Origin of the sequence: Galbibacter mesophilus, assembly GCF_023721415.1 — a bacterium.
Classification (GTDB): domain Bacteria; phylum Bacteroidota; class Bacteroidia; order Flavobacteriales; family Flavobacteriaceae; genus Galbibacter; species Galbibacter mesophilus.
Window position 1 is genome coordinate 666,988 of sequence record NZ_JAMQVC010000001.1, and the last position, 23,433, is coordinate 690,420.

The following is a 23,433-nucleotide window of genomic DNA, read 5'->3' on the forward strand; positions in this document are numbered from 1 at the left end:
ATTCAATTTTTAAAATGATGCATTAATTCCAAAGGTAACGGTTCTTGGTCTTGGAAAACTCGTGTAGTCAATTCCTAAAGACGGAATGTCATTTAAAGGCTTTGGTGTATTAACTTCTGGATCTAAACCTGAGTAACCAGTAATTACAAAAAGATTTTGACCGGTGACTGTGAATTTTAACATATCAAGAAACCAATCTTCTCCTATAGGAACATTATATCCTATAGATGCATTTTGCAACCTTACGAAATCTCCTTTTTCCAAAAATCTAGTAGAAACATCTGGAGCGTTTGCAGGGGACTCACCATTTGTTAAAACGTCTTCTGTTACGTTTTGCCCACTATTAATAATACCCGCAGTAAAGAATGCGTTTTGAGTATTATTATAAATGTATTGCCCAAACTGTCCAGCGAAAAACGCATTTAGACTCCAGTTTTTGTAAGAAAAAGAGGTTGATAAACCACTAGTTACTTTTGGTAATGCACTTTTATCAACAAATTCTTGAACATCCCCATTTGGATAAATAGAAATGCCATTCTCATCAAATCCACCAAACTCCCTTAAATAATAAGAGAACAATGGCTGTCCACCGGCTAGCAGTTGTGCAAAGGCCCCTGTGAGACCATTACCATTAATTTCTCCAGTTTGAATCTGACCATCAAAATTTTCAACCATGTTATGGTTATAAGCTATGTTGAAACCCATATTCCAGTTAAAGTCTTCGTTTTGAATAATGTCATAATTAATAGCAAACTCAACACCCTTGTTAATTACATCGGCATCAACGTTTCCAAAATAAAATGGTTGAGGAGATGGTTGTGCGGCCTCTTGTCTTAGTATTAAATCATTAGTCGTTTTATGGTACAGATCTACACTTCCGTTTAAACGGTCATTCATAAAACCAAAATCTAAACCTATATTGGCCTGTGCTGTTTCCTCCCACTTCAAATCGCTGTTAGGGAAAGCAACTAAATTAATAGCAGGAGGGTTGATATCTCCGTTATTTGCTATTCCTATTCCTCCAAAACGTTGTCTAAATGTAAAGTTACCATACCCAAGACCTTCTTGGTTTCCTGTTATTCCGTAGCCTAATCTTAGCTTTAAAGTTGAAAAACTTTCTCCAACGAAATCTTCTTGATCCATTCTCCAGGCGAATGCTCCGGATGGGAAGTAACCGTAAGCATTATCTGGCCCAAATCGTGAAGATCCGTCTGCTCTTAGAGTAAAAGTGAATATATACTTATCCATTAATGTATAATTCAATCTTGTAAAGAAAGATTGCAAATAATCGGTATTGTTATAATTGTCGGCCGCTACAGATGTCAAGTCTATACCCGTGGGTGTAGGTAAAACTTCATTACCAGAAATATCAGGGAACAATCTATTTACAAATAATCCATCTGGATCGTAGCCATACTGTTGATAAGAACCAGCTATAGAGTTTTCAATAATTCTTGAAGCGTTTTGAAGTTCATCAAACATAATGTCCATGTTCTGAGAGGTGTATCCAAACCCTTGAACGGTGCTTCCCGCACTTTTAAAACTTTGGTAAGAATAACCTACCAAGGCTTCCAATTTAGAGTTTCCAAAATCTTTCTGGTAATTTAAGGTAGCATCCAAAAGCTCATTTTTAGTATAAGTATTGAAAAGTACTCCCCGACCATTGACAGGTGCTCCATTACCCAATCCTGTAATATTTCCAGATAAAGCTTGATTCCTTTCTGCTGAAGATTCGTCGTAACCGAGATTTACCTTAGCTTTAAGACCTTCTACTATTTCGTACTCTGCAGAGATGTTTGCTAAATATCTATTTGTGTCCGTAATATCTTTAAAGTAGTTTAAAGCTTGAGAAGGAATTAAATTGCTACCAGTAGAAAAAGTAGGATCCGTTGGCCAAGTGGGGTTTGCAAAATAAGTTGATCCTAATAAATCTCCTAAAGAACCTGAATTATTACTAATAAAAGGAGCTTCGTTATCCACATTAGAAATAGTTCCATTAAAGTCAATTTTTAATTTATCATCAAGAAAGCGTTGCGATAAATTAATTCTTCCAGTAATTCTTTGCTGTGAAGAATTTTCCAAAACTCCATTTTGATCAGAATAACTGAAAGATCCTCTTACAAATCCAGATCCGTAATTGTTAGAATATGATAAATTTTGGTCATTGGAAAAGGCAGTTCTTAAAATATAATCTTGCCAATCGGTGTTGTTACCAAAATCTAAAGCGCTTGAATCACCACCATACTGATCGATTGCACCTAAAAACTGATCTCTGTCTAATAAGTCAAACGTTTTTGCTGCCTTCGAAACGCTGGTGCTAGAGTTAAACTCGAATTTACCACCTTGTCCAGCCTTACCGGATTTTGTAGTAATTATGATAACACCATTTGCGGCTCGAGATCCATAAATAGCCGTAGCGGAAGCATCCTTCAAAATAGTCATGCTTTCTATGTCATTTGGATTTAAAAAGTTAAGCGGATTTTTAGCGGAACTAACACCAGCACCTAGGTCTTGAGATCCACCAGCTGAGGTATCACCTCCAGAGAGTGGAACACCATCTACTACAAAGAGCGGGTTGTTGTTGGATCGAACAGAAGCTGTACCTCTAATTCTAACTTGTACGCCAGCTCCAGGCTCACCACTTGTTTGTGATACCTGTACACCCGCAGTTCTACCTTGGATTAATTGTTCAGGCGAAGCAATTACACCTTGGTTAAAATCTTCAGAACTTACCACATCAACAGCTCCTGTTGCATCTTGTTTTGTGGTTGTTCCGTAACCAATAACAACCACTTCATCCAATGCTTGCGCATCTTCCGTTAAGGTTGCATTAATCGTTGATTGTCCGTTAACGGGAATTTCCTTTGAAGAGAAGCCTACGTAGCTAAATACCAAAGTTGCATTGGCGTCTACATTGTCTAGGGAATAATTACCGTCAAAATCTGTTTGAGTACCGTTTGTTGTTCCTTTCACCAGAACATTTGCCCCAGGAAGAGGCCCGGTTGCGTCAGAGACTGTTCCACTAACAGTCTGGGCTTGCACCATGCTAAAACACAAAAGTGCTCCAACAAAGGCTAAGCCTTTCAAGAAGTTGTTCTTCATACAATTAAATTTTAAGTTCAAATAGTTAGCTAATTAACATCACTTAATATTGCAGTTTTGTTCAACGTTTAGTTAGCTTGATGTTGTGCCAAAATCCACAAAGCAATGTTAAATTATCGTAATAAAGTGTGAATATATAAAAATGTCAAGACTTAAAACAAGATTTTCAGAATTTTTAGGTGTCAATTTTGTTATAATAATAAAAGTGAATTCTACTATAAACGAAAATTCAATTAAACAAAAAGGAGCTGTAATAACAGCTCCTTTTAAATAAGTTTTTGAAATTGTGCAGGTTACTCCGTCCCTGTAGTTGCAATGGACCATACGGCATACCCATTTCCGGGAGCTTCAATACTTGCTTCACCATTTTCATCAGCTTGTGAAACAAATTTGCTGTTTTCTGTATAATCCAACAAAAATGCGTCTGTCCAATTGGTTTTAAGGGTTCTTCGCTTTGTATTATCAGAAGTATTAATGTAAAGAATTAATCCTGGATTTTCACCTTCACCATTTCTTTTCATAATGTACTCATCATTATCTGAGTAAAGAATTTCTACATCACCTGTCGCTATACTGTTATGGATTTTGATCAGTTTCTGAATTTCAACTTGAAAAGCTTCATTTTCATAATCAGAATAAAATATAGTGGGGTAACCTGGATGCGTTAATATATAGGCATAGGCTTTCAGTTTATTCCCTTCAGAAATAAAATTATCTTCATTGGCGTCTTTCTCCGTATCGTGATTTGCCGTAAAAGTGACTGCTTTCTCTGGGTAGGTCTGCCATAGCATTTTACTCTCTAAATGGGAAAGATCATTTAAACGATCGAAGGCTTCGTCTAATTTATAGAAAGTTGAAAAGTCGAATACACCACTTCCTGTTTCCTCTATGTAGGCTTCTAAAACCTCTAATCTGCCGTCCCATAATTCGCTTACGGAAAAACCACCAACTTCATCCAGCCAAGCTTTTACTACCCATGGCTCAAAACCAAGTACATAATCAAACCTCCAGCCGTCGAATCCCATAGTATTCTTATAGTATTTTGCTACGGAATTATCCTGTTTCCACAACCAATTTTGAACGTATTCTTGATTATGATCAAGGTTTTGTTCAGGATAAAACAAACTGCCATCATCATAATCACTGGTACTGTTCGGATAAAAATTCTCGTAATTTCTATTGAACATCCCGGAAGCATTTCCGTTTTCTTCATTAAAAAGAGTATAGGTATTTTTATCCCGATACGGATTGAATTCTTCCCCACCCCCGGAGTTATGGTTGATAACGATATCGGCGATAACCTCCAAGTCTTCCGCATGCGCTTTATCGATAAGATTTTCTAATTCAGAGCGACTTCCAAAACGGGTTTCTACCGTACCGTGCTGCTCGTATTCCCCAAAATCGAAATAATCGGATGGGTCGTAACCCATGGAATAACCTCCAGACTGACCTTTGGTAGCTACTGGAAGCCATAAACGATTTACACCCGCTTCTGACCATACTGCTACCTTTTCGCTTAAAATATTCCACCAATCGCCACGTGGCTCCACATCCCAATAAAAGGTTTGCATCATGACCCTACTGCCATTATCGTAATTTGACAATTCAATAGGAATGATTTCTGCGGAAGGATTTTCGGGTTGTTCTGGAGTAATATTTGCTTCGTCGTCGTCATTGGAACAGGACCACAGCAACGCCGTAGCTAAAAGTGTTCCGAAGATATATTTTGTTTTCATGATTTTTAGTTTTGTAATTAAGCAAACAAGGCGAAATCAACATATAAATGAGTATTTCGCCTTGTTCATAATTAAATATGTTTAAGATTATTCTTCTGAAACTTGACGGATAAACAAGTATCTACCATCAAGATCATTGAACCAAACATTATAAGTACCTGCTGTTACTGGAATGTTTGGATCGTTGTTATTGAATCCTTGACCACTTAACGTAGTACTAGCGCCCCAACTTATGTCCCAAGCATCATCTACTCTAAATTTGGCTTCGCCATCAATCAGCTCTATTCCTTCTATAAACCAGATATGCGGGTCGAAAGTTGATTGTGTAAGATCTTGATCGGCATCCCATCCATCAGGTGTAGAATCCCCAATAATACCAATGCTGCCGTATACTGGAGAGGCTGAAGCATCAAACGTTTCCCAAGTATAAGTAAGATTCTCTTTATCTATTGTTAAGTTGTAATATGCATCGCTTTCTGCTTTAAACGCTGATGGATCGCCCCCGAGAAGATCGCTACTGGTTAAAGCACCGGCATCAAGTCCCCATTGTGGCTGCCATACACCTTTGTTCTCCAATAATTTAAAGCCTTCTTTATCTGCTGCACCAGCAAAACGTCCTGTAAAATAGAATACGTTTTCATTTTCGCCATCTCTAAACAAAGGCGTGTTATTTTTATTGTTATCCCATCCTGCGGCAGTAGCATCTCCTACAAGGAAAAGTTGCGGTTTAAGGTCGATAGGCTCACTATCCTCTTTCGGCTCCACCAAAACAACATTTAAAGAAAGTGTATCCGACAATTGCTCTACCAAATTTGAAGTTTTATCACCTACATAAGCTCTAACTCTAAAGAAAAGATTTCCGGTATTTGGCGCTTCGGTATCTGGATCGCTGTCCAATCCGGCATCTTCTGCTAGTGTAATCATGTTTTTTACGGTTACGCCGTAATTGGTCTCCGAAATATCAGCCGCCAAAACCGTCATAGGTTCAAACGTATTGTCGCTTGCTGCTTGCAATTCATACTTTACGGGCGTTGGCGCATCAAAGTCAACTGCATTCCAAACAAAACGCTCTGCAAGATTGTTTTCGTTTTCAGCTTCTAAATCGTAGGAAGCTAGTGGGGTATTTTCAAAAGCAATTCCTTCTGGGTCTGGTTTAGCGACAAAAGTGAATTCGTCATCATCTGAACAGGCATTAAAACTTATAATGGCTGCAAATGCAAATAATAAAATGGATAATTTTTTCATCTGTATGATTTTTTAGTAGCCAGGATTCTGGGTTAGATTAGTGTTTATTAAAATGATATTGCTTGGTAGAGGGAAAAGGTTTCTAAAACCTTCTACGGAAGTACCGTTTTTAGAACCTCCTTTAAATGGCCATAGATAGGTGCCTGTGGTAAACAAACCGTATCTTACCAAATCGGATCTTCGTTGCCCTTCCCAATAAAGTTCTCGTGCTCTTTCGTCTAAAACAAAATTTAAATCAAGTTCGCTTTGCGCAATGCTACTGGCATTGGCACGTGTTCTTAGCGCATTGATATATGAAGTTGCGGTAGCTAAATCGCCACCAGAACCACCTCTTAGCACTGCCTCAGCGTACGTTAAATGCATTTCTGCTAAACGAATTAATGGCAAGTCGGTGTCTACGAAGTCTCCACCTTCATCTACTCCTGGATTTCCTTGAGAATCGATGTTTTTAAATTTGGTAACTGCGTATCCATCAGTAAAAGTATTAGCAATCACATTAATCTCGTAATTCTGTCCTTCCGTAAAGAACATAGCACGGGAATCCGACCACTCTATTGGAAAACCGTCTTCATCGTTATTTGTAATGGAAGCACTGAATTTATCTACAAGCGCACTTGTGGTTCTAAGACCAGACCATCCGCCGTTTACACCAAAAGCTGCTGGATCCATATCACCACCGATGGCTGCGTGAACCAAAAATGTAGTCCCCCCAAAAGTACGGGACTGGTTTCCGTCGAAGTTGATTGCGAATATGAATTCATTCTGCGCACCGTTGGAGTCGTTATCTGCTAAGAAAAGTTCATCGTATGCCGATCCATTTCCATTAGCATCATTTGTGTTCAAAGCGTAGGAAGAGCCAATTGCCTTTTGTGCGTAAGTAACGGCTTCTGTATATTTTGGTTCGCCAATCCATACTTCAGCATTCAAATACAATTTGGCTAATAAAGCCCATGCCGCTGCACGATCAACCCGACCGTATTCGTTGGCGCCGCTTTCTTTCAGCTCGGTTTCAATCGCCAATAATTCAGATTCTACGAAAGCGAAAAGATCTGCTCTGGTGTTCTGTTCTGGTAAGTCCGTTGAAATTTCGGTTACCAATGGAACATTTGCATACAAATCGATAAGATTGTAATACGCAAAAGCTCTTAAAAATCGAGCTTCAGCAATAAAAAATGGTATTTCTGAATCTTCGGATAATGCCGATGCTTTGTCTATAAAAGAATTACAGAAAGAAGCTTCTTGCGCCAAACGGTAATACATGGCTGAGGTAAAATCGTTGCTCGCTCCCCAATTCATAGCGTGTAAGTTGGGCAATCCTGGGTCTCCCCATCCTACTACGGCGTTATCAGTAGTCAATTCATTTAAACTAAACAACATTCTTGAATATTGCGAAGTTCCTTCGTCAATACCAGTAATATCGGCTTGCCCAGCAGGTCCTTGTTGACCAGTAAGCGCTAAACTAGCATATAGTTTTGCCAAAGCACTCTTGGCTTCGTCGGCATTGGCGTATACATTTTCTTCTGTAAAGCTATCAGGATCAATGGGGGATTGGTCTAAATCGTCATGACAAGAAACCAAAACTGATCCTGCAGCTGCTAAAATGATTAGAAATTTATATGTCTTTTTCATTTGTCTTCTTTTTAAAAATCAAGGTTTACTCCAAAAGCGAATGATCTTGGTCTTGGATAGAAATTGTTATCTATACCACCTCCAATTTCAGGATCCAATCCGTCATAATCGGTAAAAATAGCCACATTGGTTACCGCTCCATAGAAGCGCATGTTCGAACCATTAAACACATCTCTTAGGGTATAGCCCAATACAATATTGTCTATTTTAAAGAAAGATGCATCCTGTACATAGTAGTCACTTTGCAGGTTAGTTTCCGTAATGCTTCGGAAGCCTGTATTGAAATAATCCCTGTGTAAATTGGTAAGGATGTTGTTTTCTGTAGCTCTTAACAAGTAACTTTTGCTGGATGCCATGTTATTGTAGGCATAGTTGCCCAAACTGGCACGTGTTACGACCGCTAAATCCCAATTCTTATAATTTAAGTTGGTGTTTAGCCCCATAAGCACATCTGCGTACGGACTTTTATACAAATACCTGTCCGAATCGTTTATTTGTCCGTCTGCATTTCTATCTACGTAAGCGCCTTCAATAGGCTTGTTGTTTTCATCATATACTTGTTTGTAAACAAAATAGCTAAATGGAGTGCTTCCTTCACGGTGAAGTTGAATATTGTTTCCAGTACCACCGTTAATTCCACCTACTTCAACTTCATCAGGTAAACTGGTAATTTCATTATCGTTTACAGCAATGTTATAACCAATGCTCCAAGTGAAATCTTCTGTTCTTACCGGAACTAAATTCAGCTCAAATTCAACCCCTTTGTTTACCATATCCCCAATGTTTTTCTCAATCGCATTGGAAAAATTGGTAAAAGGATCAATAGTAACAAAGCTGATTAAATCTTCGGTTTTTTTGATATAACCGTTTAATGTACCAAAAACACGTCTGTTGAATAAGCTATAGTCTAAACCTACGTTAATGGTGTTACCTACTTCCCAACGCAAATCTTCGTTATAAGCTTCTGGACGGTAGGTTTGTATGAACCCATTTCCGATTTGGTAATTGGCATTCGTTCTACTTCCTGTGTAATTGGTAAGGAATTTATAATCCCCTAATCCGTTCACGTTTCCAATTTCACCGTAACCAACTCTAAGTTTTAATTGATCTATAGCCTCTGCATTTTCCAAGAAACTTTCGTTGTTGATGTTCCATGCTAATGCAATTGATGGGAAATACCCCCAGCGATCATTCGGATTCAATTTTGAAGAGGCATCTGCGCGTAATGTAGCCGTTACTAAATAACGGTCGTCGAAGCCATAGTTAAATCTTCCGAAGTAAGAAAGTAAGACGTTTCTACTTTTATTGATGGTAATAGGATCGTTTCCTTCTTCCTCTGCTTCGCTATCGAAACTGTAATCGTCGTACTCGAAGCTTTGGTAGGAGTAACCCGCTACCGCATTAATGGAATGCTTGTCTATTTCTTTTGAATAAGTTGCATACGCATCAAAAAGTTTATTGGTCTGTTCGTTATCATAATTACTGAAAGAACCATTCCAATCCAATTGAGAGGAAGGCATTTCTTCAGAAACTACAGTACCACCATTACTAGTACTTTTATCCAATCCTACATTTACAGTTGCTGTAATATCTGGGAAGAAATGAAGCTTGTAATCCACTTTAGCATTACCAAGGAATCTTCTCACAATGGAAGAATCATCTTTTAAATTGATTTGGGCCACTGGGTTAGTAGGCGCCAAATTGTTTTGTACGTTATCAGCGTTTAACCAAGTAAAATATCCTCCAAATGGAGAGTTTGGATCAAAAATAGGTTGTGTAGGATCAAAATCTACGGAAGAACCAATCGCATCTCTGTTTCCGAAGTCGTTTTCAGTATAAACCCCTCTCGCATTTAATTCCAATTTCAAGTGATTATCAAAGAAAGACGGACGTATATTTAGTGCTCCAGAAGTTCTTTTAAAGTTATCGCCCTTAAGAATACCACCTTGGTCGGTATATCCCAAAGAAGCCCTAATAGGTAACACTCCTTTTATATTTCCAGTTGTGGTAAGGTTGTGTTCTATACCAAACGCATCCCCGTAAATTTCGTCTTGCCAGTCAGTATTATTAGTACCTAACCTGCCGATAGCGGTTTGACTACCATTTGCATTTACCAAGGTTCTAAATTCATCTCCATCCATCACGTCTACATAATTCGTAGGTGTGTATAGGGTGGTAATTCCAGAATAATTGAACTTAAATTCTTGTCCGGTTCCTTTTTTGGTAGTAATCATAATTACCCCGTTGGCGGCTCTTGCCCCATAAATAGAGGTCGCAGAAGCATCTTTTAAAACCGTCATGCTCTCAATGTCGTTAGGGTTCAAGAAATTTAAGGGGTTTCTTGATCCTCCAATACCACCATCAGCAATAGGAACCCCATCCACAACATATAAAGGTGAAGAGGTCAACGACAAAGAACCTTGTCCACGAATGGTGATGTTTTGACCTTCGCCGGGAGCACCTCCGCCAGAGGTTACATTTACACCCGCCACTTTACCGGTAATTAACTGCCCAGCACTTACAATAGGACCTTTGTTAAAGTCCTTACTGGTTACTTGGTCCACAGCTCCGGTTGCATCCTTCTTTTTAACTGTACCATAACCAATTACCACCACTTCATCAAGCTGTTGGGTGTCTTCCGAAAGGGTTACATTTAAACTGGCGCCGTTTACCGTTTTTTCAATTGGGGAAAAACCAATGTAGCTAAATTGCAATACAGTACCATCTTCAGCATTAATGGTGTAATTTCCATCAAAATCGGTAGTGGTACCAGAGGTCGTTCCTTTTATTACAACATTCACGCCCGGAATAGGGGTGTTTGTTGAAGCATCTGTTACTACCCCACTAACTTGTTGCTGTGCAAAAATGCCAAGCGGCAACAAGAAAAATAGCAAGGGTATTTTATTAAATACTTTCATAAAAATTGTTAGAATAGTTAGACTTGTGTTTGCTTATATTTTTACTTCTCGGTGTTAAAACTATGTAAATTTTGAGTAAAGAAAACGTTGGAGTAAATTCCAGAGGCTGCGAAAACGTTTTAGTGTTGAGAACTTTCTTTTTTTTAACAGAAAGACAGATAGGGAAGCTTTAATTTTAGCATTCACAAAAAAGTAAATCAATAATTGAGGATAATTCAAACAAGAGTTAAATGACTGGCTAATGTAAATATGTTAATTTTGTACGAAAAAGCCTAAATTTGCACTGTTTTGAAAGATTGAATTTTGAACGTTCCCTATGAAGAAAAAAATGACCATAAAAGAGATTGCACGAGAACTGGATGTCTCTATTTCGACGGTATCAAAAGCAATGAGTAATAGCTCAGAAATTAGTCAAGATACCATTGATAAAGTGCAAGCTTTTGCAAAGCTTTACAATTACAAACCCAATAATATTGCGCTAAGTCTAAAGAATAAAAAAACCAAAAATATAGCGGTGCTTATTCCAGAAATTGTGCATCATTTCTTTACAATGATTATTAGTGGGATTGAACACAAAGCCAATGAATTAGGATATAACGTAATTGTTTGTTTGTCTAATGAATCTTTTGATAAAGAGGTGATAAACATGGAAACCATGGCCAATGGAAGCATCGATGGGTTTTTATTATCACTTTCTAAAGACACTTTGCTTAAGAAAGATTTTCATCACCTTCGAGAAGTTATCAATCAGGGAATGCCATTGGTAATGTTTGATAGAACTACTGATGAAATTTATTGCGATAAAGTTATTATTGATGACGCTAGGGCTTCTTACAATGCCATTCAGCATTTAATTTATTCAGGATGCCAGCGCATCGCTTTAATTACTACGGAAGATTACATTTCCATCGGAAAATTAAGAACACAGGGGTATGTAAATGCATTGTATGATGCTGGGATTCCTTTGGATGAAGACCTAATCGTTAAGATTGATAAAGACGACGAACTGGAGAATAAGATTAAAGACCTTTTTGATAATCAGCAATTTGACGCGGTTTTTGGCGTAAATGAATTATATGCAGTAGTTGCCATGCGAGAAGCGCATAATCGCGGATTTAAAATTCCACAGGAAATGAGTTTCATTGGTTTTAGCGACGGTATTTTATCTAAATACGCCTATCCTACGCTCACCACCGTTATCCAACACGGATTTGAAATGGGCGAAAAAGCCGCTAAAATGCTTATCGACCGTTTGGAAAAAGGAGACGATGACTCCAGTTACCGCACAGAAGTAATCAAAACTTCCATTTTGCAGCGGGAATCCACCAAGCCTATTTAATTAAATTAATTATGCCTATTGCCTTTCGGAAAAAACTTTAACATCAACATAATTAGTTTATTATCATTTTTTTATACTTTAGCCCCATCAAAACTTATATTTTTACTTCTCACTTGATTTAAGTTTTGATAAGTCTTAGCGCTTATCGTATTGCGAACAAACATTTTACGATAATGAAAAAGCGTATATTAGGTTTCTGGGAAATTTGGAATATGAGTTTCGGTTTCTTGGGAATTCAATTTGGTTTTGCCCTTCAAGGCGGATTTATGTCCAGAATTTTTCAGACCCTCGGGGCCGAAAAGGATGAAATTCCACTTCTTTGGATTGCAGCACCTCTTACTGGTTTAATAATTCAACCCATTATTGGTTATCTAAGCGATAAAACGTGGCACCCAAAACTAGGGCGTCGCCGTCCTTATTTTTTAATCGGAGCTATTTTAAGTTCACTGGCCTTATTTGTTGTTCCGCATTCACCTGCTTTATGGGTGGCTGCCGGGCTACTTTGGGTGTTAGATGCCTCCATAAATGTAAGTATGGAACCTTTTCGGGCTTTAGTGGCTGATAAACTGCATGAATCGCAGCGCTCGTACGGATTTGTAGTACAAACCTTGATTATAGGAATCGGGACTTGGGTAGCCAGCAACCTCCCTTGGATGGTTAACACCCTTGGAGTGAGCAATGAAGCAGCACCCGGCGTGGTTCCCATGTCTGTTAAAGTAGCCTTTGGGATAGGCGCTTTTGTCTTTATCACCAGTATTTTATACACTATTTTTACTACGGATGAATATCCACCGGAGGATATGGAAGCTTTCAAAAAAATGAAAGCGGAAACCAAAGGGAGTTTCGTCACAGACATCATTGAAAATATCGGAAAAATGCCAACCACGATGATAAAATTGGGCGTGATTCAGTTTTTTAGCTGGTTCGCTTTCTTCACAATGTGGAGTTTGGCAACACCTGCACTTACCGAGCACGTTTTTAATGCGCCTGCACCCGTAGAAACTACGTTCGACCTTCAAGTTGTAGAACAGCAAACCGCTTTTAATGTGGCCAATAAAAAATATCAAGACGCTTCTGATAGGGTTGGTTCAGCCATGGGAGTTTACGGACTCTCATCCATGGTTTTTGCCTTGTTACTTTCTTTTTATGCGTCAAGAAAAAGGGTGAATCGTAAATATACCCACATGATTTCCTTAATTTTAGGAGGAATAGGTTTTATTTCCATGTTTTATGCTTCATCGCTTGAATATTTATATTTCAGCTTTGTACTAGTTGGAATTGCCTGGGGAAGTATTCTTTCCATGCCGTATGCCATGTTATCCAGCTCTATTGACGCCAAAAAAATGGGGGTTTACATGGGACTTTTTAACATGTTTATTGTTATCCCCCAAATTATTGCTGCGCTAGGAGGAATTAATTTAGCCTATAAACTAATTGGAGAGGAAACTATTAATGCTATGATTGTGGCAGGAATTTGCCTCATTTTGGCAGGAGTTGCCAACTTACTTATCGTAAACAAACAAGCGATTTCATATACCTTAGATTAAGTTTTCTAAGTGTATTTCATTATAAAAGAATAAAATGAAAAAGGAAAAAGGATTTATATTCGATTTGGATGGCGTTATCGTCGATACGGCTAAATTTCACTTTTTAGCTTGGAAAAAAGCGGCGGCGGAGTTTGATTTCGAATTAACACATACGCAAAACGAACAATTAAAAGGAGTTAGCAGAGTTGATTCCTTAAAGAAAATACTTAAATGGGCCAATGCTGAAGTTTCACAAGAGAAATTCAACGAGTTGGCAGCCAATAAAAACGCAGATTATCTAACGTACGTCGATAAAATGACTGAAGCAGATATTTTGCCCGGCGTAAAAGAAATTTTAACAGAAATTAAAGCGGCGGGATATCCAATATCATTGGGCTCGGCAAGTAAAAATGCGCCAAGAATTTTAGATAAAGTTGGACTAACACCATTTTTTGATGCCTTGGTAGATGGAAACAGTGTTTCCAAAGCAAAACCAGACCCAGAGGTTTTTTTAATTGCTGCTGAAAAAATGCATGTGCAACCACATAATTGTATTGTTTTTGAAGATGCCGAAGCAGGTATCGAAGCAGCAAACAAAGCAAAAATGATTTCCATAGGATTGGGAAACCCTGAAAATCTAAAAGAGGCCGATTATAATTTTTCGAGCTTCAACGAAATAACATTCAATTTTTTAAAACAACTTCAACCTAAATAAAATGAAACATTCATGAATAAATGAATGTCTCATTTAAAAAAATAAGCACATGAATCAAGATTATATTGTACCAAACGAATGGTCTTTAATAGAAGAAGGATTTCAAGCAGAAAAAGTAAAGTCATCCGAGAGTTTGTTCAGCATTGGAAACGGTGCCATGGGACAACGAGCTAATTTTGAGGAGTATTATTCCGGACCTACTTTTCAGGGAAGTTATATTGCTGGAGTTTACTATCCTGATAAAACCAAAGTGGGTTGGTGGAAAAACGGTTACCCAGAATATTTTGCCAAAGTGCTGAACGCACCCAATTGGATAGGGATTAATGTTAAAGTAAACGGGGAAATGTTAGATTTGCACACTTGCAAGTCGGTTGAAAATTTCCGTAGAGAACTTAATATGAAAGAAGGTTGGCACAAACGTTCTTTTACAGCGGTTTTGCCAAACGATGTTGAAGTAGAAGTTACCGCTACCCGATTTTTAAGCTTGAGAATGGATGAAGTTGGTGCTATTAGGTATGAAGTAAAACCAATCAATCAAAACACTGAAATTACATTTTTACCATATGTTGATGGTGGTATCACCAATGAAGATACCAACTGGGATGACGCCTTTTGGAATGTGTACGGAGTGAATGCAAAAGATGAATTTGGATACGTTTCCTCTCGTACCAACAAAACGGATTATCACGTATGCACGGGAATGATAAACTCCGTGTTTTTAAATGATAAAAAACAAGAAATCACTTCAGAAAAAGAAATAGAAAAGTTAAAAGTTACTTTTTCTTACACTCTTTCTACGGAACAGGGACAAACAGCCGCTATCGAAAAAATGGCAGGTTATGTCACCTCTTTAAATCACGAGCAAGAAAACTTGGTTGAAGCTTCAAAAGAAGTTTTAACCCAAGCAGCTGATTTAGGGTTTGAAGCGCTGTTAACTACCCAAAAAGAGGCTTGGGCTGCTATTTGGGAAATGGCAGACATCACCATAGAATGCGATGTGAAGGCACAACAAGGAATCCGTTTTAATATTTTTCATCTTAATCAAACGTATTTAGGGAAAGATGCCCGATTGAATATCGGTCCGAAAGGATTTACAGGAGAAAAATATGGTGGAAGCACCTATTGGGATACCGAAGCTTATTGTATTCCATTTTACATGGCTACAAAAGATGACCAAGTGGCGAGAAACCTTTTAGAATATCGCTACAACCATCTTGGTAAAGCCATTGAAAATGCGGAAAAACTCGGTTTTAAAAATGGAGCAGCGCTGTACCCAATGGTAACCATGAACGGCGAGGAAAGTCATAACGAATGGGAAATCACTTTTGAAGAAATTCACCGTAACGGCGCCATGATTTATGCAATTTACAATTACGTTCGTTACTCAGGGGACTACAGTTACATTCCAGAAATGGGACTAGAAGTTATGATAGCCATTGCACGTTTTTGGCACCAAAGGGCTAATTTTTCAACGGCTAAGAACAAATATGTAATCCTTGGCGTTACTGGCCCAAATGAATACGAAAATAACGTAAACAACAACTGGTACACCAACTACATTGCACAATGGTGCATAAAATATGCAGTGGAAAACATTGAAAAAGTAAAAAATGAATATGCTTCTGATTTCAGTCGTATTATTAAAAAAGCAAACCTCTCTTCCGAAGAAATTGAAAAATGGATGGAGGTTGCCAACAATATGTATTTCCCATATTCTGAAGAACACAATGTTTTCCTTCAGCAAGATGGATTTTTAGACAAAGAATTAATTACGGTTGCGAATTTGCCCAAAGAGCAGCGTCCGATTAACCAAAAATGGTCTTGGGATAGAATTTTGCGTTCGCCCTACATAAAACAGGCTGATACGCTACAAGGATTTTATTTCTTTGAGGACCATTTTAGCAAAGAAGAATTAGAGCGTCATTTCGATTTTTATGAACCATTTACAGTCCATGAATCTTCGCTTTCGCCATGCGTTCACTCTATTCAGGCAGCCGTTCTTAACCGAATGGAGCAAGCGTATACTTTCTATTTGCGCACCTCCCGACTCGATTTAGACGATTATAACAAAGAAGTTCACGAAGGACTGCACATTACCTCCATGGCCGGCACTTGGATGAGTATTGTTGAAGGCTTTGGTGGGATGCGTGTAAAAGATGGAACATTAACTTTTGAACCTAGAATTCCTAAGCAATGGAAAGGTTTTTCTTTTAAAGTGAACTTTAGGGGAAGCATTGTAAAAGTGAATGTAACCCAAGAAAACACAACCTTTTCAATTGATGGAGACCGCGATTTAAAGGTAAAGCTTAACGGAAAAGAAGTTGTGGTAAAACCAGCTTCTGTTGTCGCATAATTTCACGCAATACATGTCAGTCTGAGCTTGCCTGTCTGCCGTTACATTTTGAGTAGATTGAAGCCCCTTTTTCTAAAGGTTTACAAAACCCGGGGAAGCAGGAAAATTTAAAAATATATAGATTACATAAATGAAAAAAATACTATTTACCATCTTTATGGTAGTTTCATCACTATCGTATGCACAGCAGTTAAAATCCCCCAACGGAGACTTTTCCATGGAATTTTCTTTGCTGAAGGATGGAACGCCTACCTATAAATTAGAATACAAGAAAAAAACGCTCATCAAGGAAAGCAAACTTGGGTTTGAGTTGAAAGATGACGAGAAATCTCTACTGAAGGATTTCTCTGTTGAGGACACTAAAGCTACCTCTTTTGATGAATCTTGGAAACCAGTATGGGGTGAGGTTGCTGAAATTCGAAATCATTACAATGAATTGGCGGTTCATTTAAAACAAAATGAAACGGACAGAAAAATGATTGTTCGTTTTCGTTTGTTTGACGACGGACTCGGATTTCGATATGAGTTCCCTCAGCAGGAAAACCTTATTTATTTCGTGGTTAAAGAAGAGCGTACCCAATTCGCCATGACAGGTGACCATACCGCTTTTTGGATTCCAGGGGATTATGATACACAGGAATACGATTATGTAGAATCTAAATTGTCTGAGATTCGTGGAAAAATGGACGAGGCCATTACGCCAAACGCTTCTCAACATCCCATGGGAGGTACGGGCGTGCAAACTGCTTTAATGATGAAATCTACGGATGGTATTTACATCAATTTACATGAAGCAGCACTCATTGATTATCCTGCAATGCACCTCAATCTAGATGATGAAAATTTAATTTTTGAATCTTGGTTAACACCCGATGCAAGAGGCGACAAAGGTTATTTGCAAGCGCCTTTTAACACTCCATGGAGAACGATTATTGCAAGCGATGATGCGCGAGATATATTGGCTTCGAATATAACATTGAACCTTAACGAACCGAATAAAATTGAAGATACTTCATGGATAAAACCCGTTAAATATATCGGTGTTTGGTGGGAAATGATTACGGGAAAAAGCACTTGGTTCTACACCAACGATTTCCCTTCTGTAAAACTTGGGGAAACCGATTTTGAAAATGCCACGCCCAATGGCACCCATGCTGCAAATACTGAACATGTAAAAGAATACATTGACTTTGCAGCTAAGCACGGTTTTGATGCTGTTTTGGTTGAAGGATGGAATGTAGGCTGGGAAGATTGGTTTGGAAAATCGAAAGATTATGTTTTCGATTTTGTAACTCCCTACCCTGATTTCGATGTGGAAGAAATCCACAACTACGCCAAATCAAAAGGAATTAAAATGATGATGCACCATGAAACTTCTGGTTCGGTGCGTAATTATGAACGCCATTTAGAAGACGCATATCAGTTTATGAACGACCATGGGTACACATCCGTAAAAAGTGGTTATGTAGGCGATATTATCCCACGTGGCGAATTTCATTATGGTCAATGGATGGTTAACCACTATCAATATGCTTTAGAAAAAGCAGCAGAACATAAAATTATGGTAAATGCCCATGAGGCAGTCCGCCCAACAGGAATAAGAAGAACTTACCCCAATTTAATTGGAAATGAATCTGCTCGAGGAACAGAATATCAAGCGTTTGGAGGAAACAAAGCAAATCACGTAACCGTATTGCCGTTTACAAGATTAATTGGCGGACCGATGGATTATACCCCGGGAATTTTTGAAATGGATGTTTCAAAATTGAATCCTGACAACAATTCACACGTAAATGCCACCATTGCCAATCAATTGGCGTTGTATGTTACTATGTACAGTCCGTTGCAAATGGCAGCAGATTTACCAGAACATTACAATCAATTTTTGGATGCTTTTCAGTTTATTAAAGACGTAGCAGTAGATTGGGAAGACAGTAAGTATTTAGAGGCTGAACCAGGAGATTATGTAACAGTTGCCAGAAAAGCAAAAGACACTGGAAACTGGTTTGTAGGAAATGCTAATGGTTTGGAGAAGCGAACTTCTAAAATTTCATTAGACTTTCTGGATGCTGGGAAAAAATATGAAGCCATAATTTATGCAGATGCAAAAGACGCTCATTATAAAACCAATCCGCAAGCTTATACCATAACTAAAAAAACGGTGACCAGTAAATCGAAGTTAAAATTAACTTCTGCGCCCGGTGGTGGCTATGCCATTAGTATTATGGAGAAGTAGCGGGACTTGAGAAATCATATCGACCAAATGGAGATGTCTCAATAAACTAATCCAGTTCAGGTTATGATTTCTCACCCTGTGGGATTCGAAATAACTTAAACCGCATTTATTTTTAAACCAAAAACAATGAAAATGAAATACGCTTTACCTTTTGTAGTTGCCTTTCTGATTCAGCTTTCAGCTACCGCACAAATAAAAAAAATAGAGCCTCCTTTTTGGTGGAGCGGAATGAAAAAAAGCGAAATTCAATTGATGGTGTATGGAGATAATATTTCTTCACTCAAACCTTCAATTGAAGAATTGAATATAAAAGAGGTAAAGAAAACGGAGAATCCGAATTACTTATTTGTTACCATTGAAACGGAAGGACATTCCGCAGGAAATTATGCTCTTTCTTTTTCTGAAAATGGAAAAATTAAGGAAACTTTCGAATATGAATTGAAATCGAGAAAAGAAAATTCAGCCAATAGAAAAGGTTTCGATTCTTCCGATATGATTTATTTATTGATGCCGGATCGTTTTGCAAACGGAAACCCATCCAATGACAGTGTTGATGGACTTACCGAGAAAGCAGACCGAACCAAACAAGGCGGACGACATGGCGGGGACATCCAAGGAATTATCGACCACTTAGACTATGTTGAAAGTTTAGGTGCTACCGCTATTTGGAGTACGCCCATGGGCGAAGACAACGATGCGGAATATTCTTATCATACATACGGACAAAGCGATGTTTATAAAGTAGATGCACGCTACGGAACCAACGAAGATTATAAAAGACTGGCTTCGGAAATGCACAAGCGAGACATGAAATTGATTATGGATTATGTGGTAAATCATTGGGGCGCCGAACATTGGATGGTAAAGGATTTACCAACATACGAATGGATTCATCAATTTCCGGGATATGCCCAGACCAACTACCGAATGAGCACTCAAATGGACCCAAATGCTTCTGCAATAGATTATAAAATGTGTATGGATGGATGGTTTGTAAAATCGATGCCCGACTTAAATCAATCCAATCCGTTAGTGCTAAATTACCTTATACAAAATGCCATTTGGTGGATAGAATATGCTGATTTGGATGGTTTTAGAGTAGATACTTATTCTTACAATGATAAAGAAGGAATTGCCGAATGGACAAAATCGATAATGGACGAATATCCAAATTTTAATATTGTAGGTGAAATTTGGATGCACGACCAAGCCCAAATCGCTTATTGGCAGAAAGACAGTAAAATTGGCGCTATCCAAAATTATAATTCGCATTTACCGAGTGTTATGGACTTTACCTTACACGACGCAGTAACGGCGGTTTTCAATGAAAAAAATCCTTCTTGGGACAAAGGTACTATTCAATTATATGAAAACTTCGTGAATGATTTTCTGTACCCAAACATTGATAATATTTTGGTTTTTGCCGAAAATCACGACACAGGTCGAATCAATGAGATTTACAAAAACATAGAGGACTACAAGCTGGTAATGACATTGATGGCCACGGTGCGGGGTATTCCTCAGGTCTATTATGGCTCAGAAATTGGAATGGCAGGCGACAAAGGAAAAGGAGATGGCGATATTAGGCGAGACTTCCCTGGCGGATGGGAAGGTGATGAAATAAACGCTTTCAACGCATCAGAAAGAACGAAGAAACAAAATGAGTACTTCAATTTTACCTCCAAACTATTCAATTGGAGAAAAAACAAAACTGTAATCCATTCAGGAAAAACTACGCAATACATTCCGCAGGAAGAAGTATATGTTTTTTTTAGGCATAATGAAAAGGAATCGGTAATGGTGGTTATCAACAATAGCGAAGATGAGCGTTCATTGGATTTAAGTCGTTTTCAAGAAAATACTAAAAATGCCAAAAAAGGAGTTGATGTTATTTCAGAAAAAGAACTATCACTTAGCGGAACACTTAAAATCGCTGGCAAAACGAGTTATGTAATTGAAGTTTTATAAAATGATAAACCCAAAACAAATACTATTCTCCGCAATCTTATTATCTTTAGTTATCGCTTGTTCCAACACCAAAGAGATGAAGAAAGAAATTAAAAAAGAGCAGAATTCCAAAATAGTAATTTACCAAGTGTTTACACGTTTATTTGGTAATACAAATACAACCAACAAGCCTTGGGGCACTATTGAGGAGAATGGTGTTGGTAAATTTTCGGATTTTACGGATAAAGCTCTTTCGGAAATAAAAGATTTGGGAATAACCCATATTTGGTACACGGGCGTTCCGCATCACGCCCTGGTAAATGATTACACCGCTTACGGAATTTCCAATGACGATCCAGAAGTGGTTAAAGGTCGTGCCGGATCGCCTTATGCTGTGAAGGATTATTACAATGTAAATCCCGACTTGGCGGACAATCCTGCGAATCGCTTAGATGAATTTAAAGCACTGGTGGAACGTACCCACAGAAAAAACCTTAAAGTTATTATCGACATTGTTCCCAATCATGTGGCGCGTAATTATGAAGGAATTACCAATCCAGAAGGGGTAGAAAGTTTTGGAGCTTCCGATGACGTAACTGTTACTTACAAAAAAGACAACAACTTTTATTACAATCCAAACGAAGCCTTCACCTTACCGGAATGGCGCGATGACTATAAACCGTTGGGTGGCGAAGCGCATGCTTTGATTGATGGAACGTTTGAGGAAAATCCAGCAAAATGGACGGGAAACGGAGCGAGAGCATCGCAACCCGACCAAAATGATTGGTATGAAACCGTTAAAGTGAATTACGGAGTATCGCCAGACGGACATAAAGATTTCGATACACTTCCCGAAAATTTTGAAAATGAATCCTATAAAAAACACTTCGATTTCTGGCAAGGAAAAGAAGTACCCGATTCTTGGGTGAAGTTTAAGGATATTGCTTTGTACTGGATTGATTTTGGCGTAGATGGTTTCCGTTACGATATGGCTGAAATGGTACCTGTGGAGTTTTGGAGCTATATGAACTCGCATATTAAAATGAAAAATCCTGATGCTTTTTTAATGGCTGAAGTGTATAATCCAGATTTGTATCGAGCCTACTTACACAAAGGCAAAATGGATTATCTGTACGATAAAGTAGATATGTACGATTCCATAAAGCACATAATGAAAGGCTACGGTTGGACCGACCATATTCCTGTTGTTCGCACTAAATATGAAGACATAGAGCCGCATATGATGTATTTTCTTGAAAACCATGACGAGCAACGTATTGCGAGTCCGGAATTTGTGGGAAATGCGGCTACCGCAAAGCCTGCCATGACCGTTTTGGCAACCATAGGAACTTCCCCGATGATGATTTATTTCGGACAAGAAGTTGGGGAGCCTGGCGCGGAAGATGCTGGTTTTGGAGACCCGAGTAGAACCTCTATTTTCGATTATATTGGCGTACCTCATCATCAAAGATGGATGAACGATGGTAAGTTCGATGGCGGCCAACTTTCCGAAGAAGAGAAAGAGCTACGTGATTTTTACAAACGTCTATTAAACGTAGCCACCCATAGCGAAGCTATTATGGGTGAGAGCAAAGAAATACACTATTTCAATAAAAAAAATACTGAAAACTACAATCATCGAGTGTTCTCGTTTGTTCGGTTTACTGAGAATGAAAAGTTGATCGTAGTTTCCAATTTTGACATCGATGTTTCCCATGAGTTTGAGCTTCAGATTCCATCAGGAATAATTACCAAATGGAATTTAGAGAATGAAAAATATCCTTTGAAAGATTTGCTTTACGGAAGTGAAAGCGAACTTACTTTAAGAAACGGTAAAGGATTTGCAAAAATCACACTTGCGCCATTGCAATCGTTTATTTTTGAGCTTCAATAACATGAAGTAAAAAATAAATGAAACTCAATTATCTTTTAACACTAACTGTTCTCGTTGTTTCCTCTATGCAAGCCCAAATAAAAAAACCAGTAACCATCGGTCATCGCGGCGCCAAAGGGCATGTAATGGAAAACAGTTTGCCGTCCATACAAAAAGCGATGGATTTAGGTGTTGATGCCATCGAAATTGATGTTTTTACCATTGCAGATGGTACTGTGGTTGTTTTTCACGATGAAACTTTGGAAAGACTTACCAATGGAAATGGTCGCATCGAAAATTACACGAAGAAAGAGCTGGATGAAATTGAATTGAAAGGTGGTTTTTCCATTCCGACCTTGCAACAAGTTTTAGATCTTATAGATAAAAAAGTTCGACTTAATATTGAGCTAAAGGGAAAAAAAACGGCCAATCCCGTTCATAAAATCATACAAGAATACATTGCCGAAAAAGGCTGGAAAAAAGATGATTTTATTATTTCTAGCTTTAATTGGGAAGAATTGCGTATTACCCGAGAATTGGATATAGATATGCCCATTGGTGTGCTCACCAGTTACGATTTAGTAAATGCAATACCAGAAGCCGATTTTTTAAATGCAGAAGCCATTCATCCCAATTATAAAATCCTTACCAAGGAGAATGTAGCCGAAATGCAAAGTCTTGGTTTTAAAGTTTATACTTGGACGGTGAATGAACCAGAAGCCATTGCGAAAATAAAATCTTTTGGTGTAGAAGGGATTATCACTGATTTTCCAGAAAGGGTGAAATAGAGCGATTAGAGATATTTCACAATAGG

At 38.2% G+C, this 23,433-nt stretch carries 13 protein-coding genes; 8 read left to right on the plus strand and 5 right to left on the minus strand.

Going from position 1 to position 23,433, the window contains the following annotated elements; translation table 11 throughout:
* Positions 1 to 9: 9 nt before the first annotated feature.
* The 5 genes from NDQ75_RS02915 to NDQ75_RS02935 all read right to left on the minus strand — a co-directional run bounded on the left by NDQ75_RS02915 (position 10) and on the right by NDQ75_RS02935 (position 10,630).
* A complete protein-coding gene (locus NDQ75_RS02915) occupies positions 10 to 3,102 on the minus strand; it encodes a SusC/RagA family TonB-linked outer membrane protein (RefSeq protein ID WP_202027881.1) in 3,093 nt (1,030 codons plus the stop codon).
* Positions 3,103 to 3,395: 293 nt separating this feature from the next.
* Positions 3,396 to 4,838, minus strand: coding sequence for an alpha-amylase (locus tag NDQ75_RS02920; protein ID WP_202027882.1), 1,443 nt, complete (start codon positions 4,836 to 4,838; stop codon positions 3,396 to 3,398).
* An 87-nt stretch (positions 4,839 to 4,925) separates the two neighbouring features.
* Positions 4,926 to 6,083, minus strand: a complete 1,158-nt coding sequence (locus NDQ75_RS02925; protein WP_202027883.1) for a SusF/SusE family outer membrane protein — start codon at positions 6,081 to 6,083, stop codon at positions 4,926 to 4,928.
* Between the two features lie 12 nt (positions 6,084 to 6,095).
* Entirely contained in the window at positions 6,096 to 7,712 is a 1,617-nt protein-coding gene (locus NDQ75_RS02930) for a RagB/SusD family nutrient uptake outer membrane protein (RefSeq protein WP_202027884.1), read from the minus strand.
* Between the two features lie 11 nt (positions 7,713 to 7,723).
* Positions 7,724 to 10,630 carry a SusC/RagA family TonB-linked outer membrane protein gene (locus NDQ75_RS02935; protein WP_202027885.1) on the minus strand — a complete coding sequence of 969 codons (2,907 nt, stop codon included), beginning with the start codon at positions 10,628 to 10,630 and terminating at the stop codon, positions 7,724 to 7,726.
* A 316-nt stretch (positions 10,631 to 10,946) separates the two neighbouring features.
* Here NDQ75_RS02935 and NDQ75_RS02940 point away from each other — a divergent pair, with 316 nt between their 5' ends.
* From NDQ75_RS02940 to NDQ75_RS02975, 8 genes are all read left to right on the plus strand, one after another.
* Positions 10,947 to 11,969 (plus strand): LacI family DNA-binding transcriptional regulator, encoded by a 1,023-nt coding sequence (locus NDQ75_RS02940; RefSeq protein ID WP_202027886.1) that lies wholly within the window; start codon positions 10,947 to 10,949, stop codon positions 11,967 to 11,969.
* Between the two features lie 173 nt (positions 11,970 to 12,142).
* A complete protein-coding gene (locus NDQ75_RS02945; protein ID WP_202027887.1) occupies positions 12,143 to 13,516 on the plus strand; it encodes an MFS transporter in 1,374 nt (457 codons plus the stop codon).
* Between the two features lie 34 nt (positions 13,517 to 13,550).
* Positions 13,551 to 14,210: a beta-phosphoglucomutase gene (pgmB, locus tag NDQ75_RS02950; RefSeq protein WP_202027888.1), complete on the plus strand. Its 660-nt coding sequence runs from the start codon at positions 13,551 to 13,553 to the stop codon at positions 14,208 to 14,210.
* 49 nt (positions 14,211 to 14,259) lie between these two features.
* The gene (locus tag NDQ75_RS02955; protein ID WP_202027889.1) at positions 14,260 to 16,563 is read left to right on the plus strand and encodes a glycoside hydrolase family 65 protein; all 2,304 of its coding nucleotides are present in this window, start codon (positions 14,260 to 14,262) and stop codon (positions 16,561 to 16,563) included.
* A 130-nt stretch (positions 16,564 to 16,693) separates the two neighbouring features.
* Positions 16,694 to 18,799 carry a glycoside hydrolase family 97 protein gene (locus tag NDQ75_RS02960; protein ID WP_202027890.1) on the plus strand — a complete coding sequence of 702 codons (2,106 nt, stop codon included), beginning with the start codon at positions 16,694 to 16,696 and terminating at the stop codon, positions 18,797 to 18,799.
* A 126-nt stretch (positions 18,800 to 18,925) separates the two neighbouring features.
* On the plus strand, positions 18,926 to 20,767 hold the full coding sequence (locus tag NDQ75_RS02965) for a glycoside hydrolase family 13 protein (protein WP_202027891.1): 1,842 nt from the start codon (positions 18,926 to 18,928) through the stop codon (positions 20,765 to 20,767).
* A gap of 76 nt (positions 20,768 to 20,843) precedes the next feature.
* Complete coding sequence (locus NDQ75_RS02970; protein ID WP_242513650.1) at positions 20,844 to 22,640, plus strand: alpha-amylase family protein; 1,797 nt, start codon at positions 20,844 to 20,846, stop codon at positions 22,638 to 22,640.
* A gap of 17 nt (positions 22,641 to 22,657) precedes the next feature.
* The gene (locus NDQ75_RS02975) at positions 22,658 to 23,407 is read left to right on the plus strand and encodes a glycerophosphodiester phosphodiesterase (RefSeq protein ID WP_202027892.1); all 750 of its coding nucleotides are present in this window, start codon (positions 22,658 to 22,660) and stop codon (positions 23,405 to 23,407) included.
* The last annotated feature ends 26 nt before the right edge of the window (positions 23,408 to 23,433 follow it).